This window comes from Acidiphilium sp. PM, from assembly GCF_000219295.1.
Lineage (GTDB): Bacteria > Pseudomonadota > Alphaproteobacteria > Acetobacterales > Acetobacteraceae > Acidiphilium > Acidiphilium multivorum.
Genome location: NZ_AFPR01000470.1, coordinates 1 through 6,272, shown reverse-complemented (window position 1 = coordinate 6,272; position 6,272 = coordinate 1). Strand labels below are relative to the sequence as shown.

The 6,272-nt window shown below is 68.4% G+C and carries 9 protein-coding genes; 3 read left to right on the top strand and 6 right to left on the bottom strand.

Annotated features, from left to right (window positions below; genetic code table 11):
• Positions 1-151 precede the first annotated feature (151 nt).
• Together APM_RS14550 and rpoH are read left to right on the top strand one after the other, a co-directional pair.
• On the top strand, positions 152-1,150 hold the full coding sequence (locus APM_RS14550) for an RluA family pseudouridine synthase (RefSeq protein WP_039888909.1): 999 nt from the start codon (positions 152-154) through the stop codon (positions 1,148-1,150).
• Between the two features lie 263 nt (positions 1,151-1,413).
• Positions 1,414-2,325: an RNA polymerase sigma factor RpoH gene (rpoH, locus tag APM_RS14545; RefSeq protein ID WP_172637335.1), complete on the top strand. Its 912-nt coding sequence runs from the start codon at positions 1,414-1,416 to the stop codon at positions 2,323-2,325.
• 63 nt (positions 2,326-2,388) lie between these two features.
• Here rpoH and APM_RS14540 read toward each other — a convergent pair whose 3' ends face one another.
• Complete coding sequence (locus APM_RS14540) at positions 2,389-3,225, bottom strand: MBL fold metallo-hydrolase (protein WP_007424133.1); 837 nt, start codon at positions 3,223-3,225, stop codon at positions 2,389-2,391.
• A 199-nt stretch (positions 3,226-3,424) separates the two neighbouring features.
• On the opposite strand from APM_RS14540, the gene APM_RS14535 reads away from it, so the two are divergent.
• On the top strand, positions 3,425-3,970 hold the full coding sequence (locus APM_RS14535; RefSeq protein ID WP_007424132.1) for an ester cyclase: 546 nt from the start codon (positions 3,425-3,427) through the stop codon (positions 3,968-3,970).
• Between the two features lie 19 nt (positions 3,971-3,989).
• Here APM_RS14535 and APM_RS14530 read toward each other — a convergent pair whose 3' ends face one another.
• From APM_RS14530 to APM_RS14510, 5 genes are all read right to left on the bottom strand, one after another.
• Entirely contained in the window at positions 3,990-4,277 is a 288-nt protein-coding gene (locus tag APM_RS14530) for an acyl carrier protein (RefSeq protein WP_013640968.1), read from the bottom strand.
• 247 nt (positions 4,278-4,524) lie between these two features.
• Positions 4,525-4,923, bottom strand: coding sequence for a hypothetical protein (locus APM_RS14525; protein ID WP_007424130.1), 399 nt, complete (start codon positions 4,921-4,923; stop codon positions 4,525-4,527).
• A gap of 16 nt (positions 4,924-4,939) precedes the next feature.
• Entirely contained in the window at positions 4,940-5,512 is a 573-nt protein-coding gene (locus tag APM_RS14520) for a chemoreceptor glutamine deamidase CheD (RefSeq protein ID WP_007424129.1), read from the bottom strand.
• A complete protein-coding gene (locus APM_RS14515; protein ID WP_007424128.1) occupies positions 5,509-5,904 on the bottom strand; it encodes a response regulator in 396 nt (131 codons plus the stop codon). Before APM_RS14515 ends, APM_RS14520 begins: the two co-directional genes overlap by 4 nt.
• On the bottom strand, positions 5,904-6,272 hold a 369-nt coding region (locus APM_RS14510), incomplete at its 5' end, for a CheB methylesterase domain-containing protein (protein WP_007424127.1). The genes APM_RS14515 and APM_RS14510, both read right to left, overlap by 1 nt.

Genomic DNA, 6,272 nt, shown 5'->3' with positions numbered 1-6,272 from the left:
ACGACCAATATGCCAAGCCCGATGACGAGCGCTTTCAGCCCCCGCAGATTCTGCGCGCCAGCCTCGCGTGCCGGCCTTGGCCGGATTGGTGTATCCTGCATCCGTGAACTCCGAACCCAACTCCGATTCCCATGCAACCCCGCCCGCCGGCATGGCGCCGCCCGACGCCCCATCCTACGGGAGCGGGCCGTTCCGCGCCACGGAGGCCGATGGCGGCGAGCGGCTGGACCGGTTTCTCGCCTCCCGCCTGAGCGAGATGTCGCGCTCGCGGCTGAAGGCGCTGATCGAGGCGGGGACCGTCACGTGCGATGGCGCCGTGATCAGGCTGCCATCGGCCGCGGTGCGGCCCGGCGCGATCTACACCGTGGCGCTGCCGCCCGCCATCCCGGCGGCGCCGCAGGGCCAGGCGCTCGACCTCACCGTATTGTATGAGGACTCCGACCTGATCGTGATCGACAAGCCGGCGGGCCTCGTCGTCCATCCCGCGCCGGGCAATCCGGACGGCACGCTGGTCAACGCGCTCATCGCCCATTGCGGCGACAGCCTGGCCGGAATCGGCGGCGAGCGGCGCCCCGGCATCGTCCACCGGCTCGACAAGGACACCTCCGGCGTGATGGTCGCCGCCAAGACCGAACTCGCCCTCAACGCGCTCTCCGCCGCCTTCGCCGCGCGCGATCTCGACCGCGAATATCTCGCCCTGTGCTGGGGGGCGCCGCAGCCCGCCGAGGGCGAGATCGAGGGCCCGATCGGCCGCGACCCGCGCGACCGCAAGCGGATGGCCGTCGTCGCCCGCGGCGGCAAGCCGGCGCTGACGCATTACCGCACGCTGCGCCGCTTCGGCCTGGGCGCGACGCTCCTCGCCTGCCGGCTGGCGACGGGCCGGACCCACCAGATCCGCGTGCATCTCGCCAGCCGCGGCCATCCGCTGGTGGGCGATCCCGTCTATCTGCGTCGCCGGCCGACCGCGGCATCGCAGATGCAGCAACCTCAACGCGATTTTCTTCTGGACTTTCCGCGCCAGGCGCTACATGCTGCCACGCTTGGGTTCGCCCACCCGCGCAGCGGCGCGAAGCTGCGGTTCGAGGCCGCGCCTCCGGCCGATCTTGCAACATTGCTGTCACATCTGGGTGCTATTACTCCCCCGACATGACTGCAATACTGGACTGGTATGGTCCTTTTTGTTGACAATCCGCCGATCAGCGTGGTAGACAGGTCACAGTCAAGAGCGGAGTCAAGTGGATCCGCGATCTTTCCCGCCCGTTACCGCCTTTTCAGGGGTTCTCGCGGGACCGTGATACGGCAAGATCGCTGACCTGTGTATACTCCGCGGTGAAGGGACCGGCATCACAAGGGTCTGGATTTTCCACATCCGAATCCATGTCCGGCCCGTAGAGAAGACGAAAGGAGCTACCCATGGCCTCTGGAGTCAGTACGATGGCCCCGAGCGAAGGCAACCTCGCCCGGTATCTGCAGGAAATCCGCAAGTTCCCGATGCTCTCCCCGGAGGAAGAGGACCGGCTCGCCCGCGCCTGGCGGGACAATGAAGACCAGGCGGCCGCCCACAAGCTCGTCACCTCGCATCTGCGTCTCGTGGCCAAGATCGCCATGGGCTATCGCGGGTATGGCCTGCCGCTCGGCGAACTCATCTCCGAAGGCAATGTCGGCATGATGCAGGCGGTCAAGCGGTTCGACCCGGAACGCGGCTTCCGCCTCGCCACCTACGCGATGTGGTGGATCCGCGCCGCCATCCAGGAATACATCCTGCATTCCTGGTCGCTGGTGAAGATGGGCACGACCGCCGCGCAGAAGAAGCTGTTCTTCAACCTGCGCCGCCTCAAGGGGCAGATGCAGGCCATCGAGGATGGCGACATGCAGCCCGAACAGGTGGAAAAGATCGCCCGCGTGCTCGGCGTTCCCGAGCAGGACGTGGTGAGCATGAACCGCCGGCTGACCGCGCCCGACCACAGCCTCAACGCGCCGATCCGCATGGATGGCGAGGGCGAGTGGCAGGACTGGCTCGTCGACGATGCCGACAGCCAGGAAGAGGCGATCGGCGATCATGAGGAGATGACCGGCCGCCGCGCCCTTCTCGCCACCGCGCTGAAGACGCTGAACGACCGCGAGCGGCACATCCTCATCCAGCGCCGCCTGAAGGACGACCCGACGACGCTCGAGGACCTCTCGCAGCAATACAACATCTCGCGCGAGCGGGTCCGCCAGATCGAGGTGCGCGCCTTCGAGAAGCTGCAGAAATCGATGAAGGCGCAGGTGGCGGAACAGCGCGCCGAGCAGCGCCAGGCGCTGGCCGATCGCGCCGTCGCCTGATCCATAAAGCGGTTTTCCAGCCCCTGCGCCCGCCCCGGGCGCAGGGTTTTTTCTGCCCGAAGCTCAGGCGGCGACCCGCCAGACCTCGCCGTGCTCCTCCGCCTGCGCCTCGGCGCGCAGCTTGAGCAGATGGGCGAGAACGTTGCGTTCGGCGGCGATCTTCAGCATCGGGTCCTGCTTCGCGTAGAGCCGGGCGGCGATGTCCGTCACCGTCGCCGGTCCGGCGCGCAGCGCCTCCAGAATCGCCGCCTCGCGCCGCTGCCGGTGCGCCAGCATCTCCCGCACCAGCTCGCGCGGCCGCTCCAGCGCCGGGCCATGCCCCGGCAGGTAGAGCACCTCGGTCCGGCCGAGCAGGCGTTCCAGGCTCGCGTAATAGGCCTTCATGTCGCCATCCGGCGGGTTCACGATCGACGACGACCACGACATCACGTGATCGGCGCTGAACAGGATCTCGCCCACCCCCGGCACCTGAAAGGCGAAGGCCAGGTGGTCGCTGGCATGGCCGGGCGTGTGCAGCGCCGTCAGCCCCGCGACGACATCCCCCTCGCCGATCGGCCGGTCCGGCCGGAACATCGCGGTCGCCGGGCGATGGAAGCCGTAGGTCGGCGCGCCGGTGGCCGATTGCAGCCCGGCCGTCGCGCCCAGATGGTCGCGATGCGTGTGCGACAGCACGATGCGCCGGATCGGCACGCCCGCCGCCGCCTCGATCACGTCGCCGACATGGATCGGGTCGTCGGGGCCCGGATCGAGCACGGTCAGCCCGTCCTCGCCCTCGATCAGCCAGGTGTTGGTGCCATGATAGGTCATCACCCCGGGATTGCGGGCCACCACGCGGCGAATGCCGGGCAGCACCTGATGCGGAACGCCGCGGCGCGGCTCCGCCTCGGTCAGGAACGGCACGCGTTCACCGGGCCCGGCGCCCGTCCTCCGGTTTCAACTCTGCGGAAATTGTCCATGCGCCGAGCTTAGACCGGCGCCGCGGCCCTTGACCAGCGCCGCGCCGCCCCCTTGACGCGGCGCGCCACACCCGATGATCTCGCCGCGCACGCCCGCGCCGGCAAGGCGGCGGGGTCGGATCATCACACGGGAGGAGACGCGCATGCCGCAACACGATCTGGAAGCCCTCTGGGAAGCGCATTGCCGCTACGAATTCGAGACCCGCGACGTCGATGCCACCATGGCCACGATGGTCGCCGACCCCTATGTCAACCACATCCCGACCATGACCGGCGGCGTCGGCCATGACCACCTCAAGCGCTTCTACAAATACCATTTCATCGGCGCCAACCCGCCGGATACCGAAATGGTGCCGGTCAGCCGCACCGTGGGCGCCAGCAGCATCGTCGACGAGATGATCTTCCGCTTCACCCACACCTCGGAAATCGACTGGATGCTGCCCGGCATCCCGCCGACCGGCCGGCGCGTCGAGATCCCGCTCGTCGCGATCGTCCGGTTCGAGGGCGACAAGCTGGTTCACGAACACATCTACTGGGACCAGGCCTCGGTGCTCGTGCAACTCGGCCTGCTCGACCCGGCGGGGCTGCCGGTCGCCGGCGCCGAGACCGCGCGAAAGGTGCTGGACAAGACGCTGCCGAGCAACACGCTGATGAGGGCCTGGGCCTCCAGCGAGGGCCGCCCGATCTGAGCGGCCCGCCCGGGGCGCCTCAGTGCAGCAGGCGGGAGCCGGAAAGCCGGCCCAGCTGTTCACGCCTGAGCCGCGCGACGATGTGGCACAGATCGCTGAAGCTCTCGATCGCCGCCATGCGGTCGAAGCCGATGACGATGCCGAACTCGTCCTCGGCCTCGACGATCAGGCTCAGCGTCGTGATCGAATCCCAGGCGCGCACCGTGCGTGTCGATGCGCGCGCGATCTCGGTCGGCGCGAGATCGGGGAACAGGCGCGCGAAGATCATCCCGACACGCGCCGAAACATCGTCAGCCTGATCTGCCATTCGCACGTGCATCTCCCTCTCCGATCGCGCCGCAAGCCGGCCGGCGCGATGTGCCAGCCCCCGTCAGCCGCGGGAAGCGGCAGGCCGGCGCCGCGACGTTCACATTCGTTCGCGCCGCCGGCGAACCGCGCCGGCAGGACGTCGATGCCACGAACATGGAAAACTTGAATGTGATGGGCATCATAGCCACCAACCGAAGCGGACCGACGACGTGCCGCGAGCCTGGCCAGCTTGCGCCGGCGGCCCGTCAGAACAGTTCGATCTCCCCCGCGGCGGGCAGCGGCACGACATCCTTGGCGCCGCTGAGCCGCTCGGCCAGGGTGCCCAGCACGACGGCGCGCGCCGCCCGCGAAGGATCGACCAGCCAGGTCTCCGGCAGGCCCCGGCGCAGATGCTCCATGAAGGTGCGCAACCCCTGCAGCCTCTGGGTGAGGATGTCGAGCATCTGGGCTTCCTGCCGGCACAGGCTGCTCTCCGGCGAGGCGACGAGCGCCGGGCTGAGGACCTCCTGCATCCGTTCGGCATAGGCGCCGAGATCGACCAGTTCGGCCTCGATGATCGCGAACAGCTCGTTCATCGTCATGCCGGTCGGAATGTCATTCATCGTCTCGTCCGGGAGGGCGTGGCTGATGTCGGATGCGGCCATGGCGGGGGGATTCCGTTCAGAACAGTTCGACCGCCCCGCTCGGCGGCGGCGCTCTCAGGGTGCGCAGGTCGGGCTCGGCCCTCAGCAGGGCGGGCTGGTCGGCGGCCAGGAGCGTCTGCCGCGCCCTGCCGGAGACCGGCCAGAACTGGATCCGCCGCCCCCGCTCCCCGCGCAGGCTGCCGCCGACGATTTCGATTCCCTCGGCGGCGAGGAACCGCTCGGCGAAATCGGCGTTGAGCCGGCCGATATCGGTCAGCCCCTTCATCAGGCAGGCCCCGCCGAACAGCTTCGCCTTCAGCCGGTCGCGGCGGGCGCCGTGGCGAAGCAGGTCGTTGATCAGGAGTTCCATCGCATAGGCGCCATAGCGCATCGCGGCGCCGCCGCCGCCGGCCTGCGCATGGGCATCGCCGGGCAGGAGGAAATGATTCATCCCGCCCACGGACGCGCCCGGATCCCAGAGGCAGGCGGCGACGCACGATCCGAGAATCGTGCACAGGACGGCTTCCGGATCGTGTTCGACCCGATGCTCGCCCTGCACGATGTTGATGCGGCGAGCATAGTCCGGTGATGCGGCGGCAACCGGCGTCACGTCAGCGTCCCGAGCACGGCTTCGATCTTCTCCTTCAGGGACTCGGTCGTGAACGGCTTGATGAGGTAATTGTTCACGCCGTGCTCGACGGCGGTCATCACCATCTGCTTGTCCGCGCGGCCGGTGAGCATGATGAAGGCGGTCTTGCTGATCGGCCCGTGCGCGCGCACCGCCCGCAGCAGGCTGAGCCCGTTGAATTTGGGCATGTTGTAGTCCGAGATCACGAGATGGATCGGCGTCTTGCGCGTCAGCAGCAGCTTCAGCGCCTCCTCGCCATCCTCGGCCTCGACGATTTCGCCGATTCCGAGCGCTTCGAGCCCGACCCGCGCGAGGCTGCGTATTGTCTGCTGATCGTCGACGACAAGAACGGTCAACGAGCTGGCCAAAGGCATCAGACTGCCTCCCTGTAAGTAAGATTCGTGCTCTTGATGATCTGGTCGGCGATCGCCGGCAGCGGCAACTGCCGCTCCACCGCGCCGATCTCGAACGCCGCCTTCGGCATGCCGTAGACGATCGACGAGGCCTCGTCCTGCCCGATCGTCTCGGCACCGCTCTGGCGCATGGCGGCCAGCCCCTCGGCGCCATCCCGGCCCATTCCGGTGAGGATGACCCCCAGGGCCCGCCCCTTCATGACGCGGGCGAACGAGCCGAACAGCACGTCCACCGAGGGGCGGTGGCCGCTGACCCGCTCGCCCTGATGGAGCCGGCAATGCAACCGGCCGGACCCCGCGACGCCGGCGATTTCGAGATGGGCGTCACC

Bases quoted from the DNA above. Each gene is read 5' to 3' on its own strand.
- APM_RS14535 (WP_007424132.1), top strand. From the start codon at position 3,425: ATGCCGCAACACGATCTGGAAGCCCTCTGGGAAGCGCATTGCCGCTAC.
- APM_RS14530 (WP_013640968.1), bottom strand. From the start codon at position 4,277: ATGGCAGATCAGGCTGACGATGTTTCGGCGCGTGTCGGGATGATCTTC.
- APM_RS14525 (WP_007424130.1), bottom strand. From the start codon at position 4,923: ATGGCCGCATCCGACATCAGCCACGCCCTCCCGGACGAGACGATGAAT.
- rpoH (WP_172637335.1), top strand. From the start codon at position 1,414: ATGGCCTCTGGAGTCAGTACGATGGCCCCGAGCGAAGGCAACCTCGCC.
- APM_RS14515 (WP_007424128.1), bottom strand. From the start codon at position 5,904: ATGCCTTTGGCCAGCTCGTTGACCGTTCTTGTCGTCGACGATCAGCAG.
- APM_RS14550 (WP_039888909.1), top strand. From the start codon at position 152: ATGGCGCCGCCCGACGCCCCATCCTACGGGAGCGGGCCGTTCCGCGCC.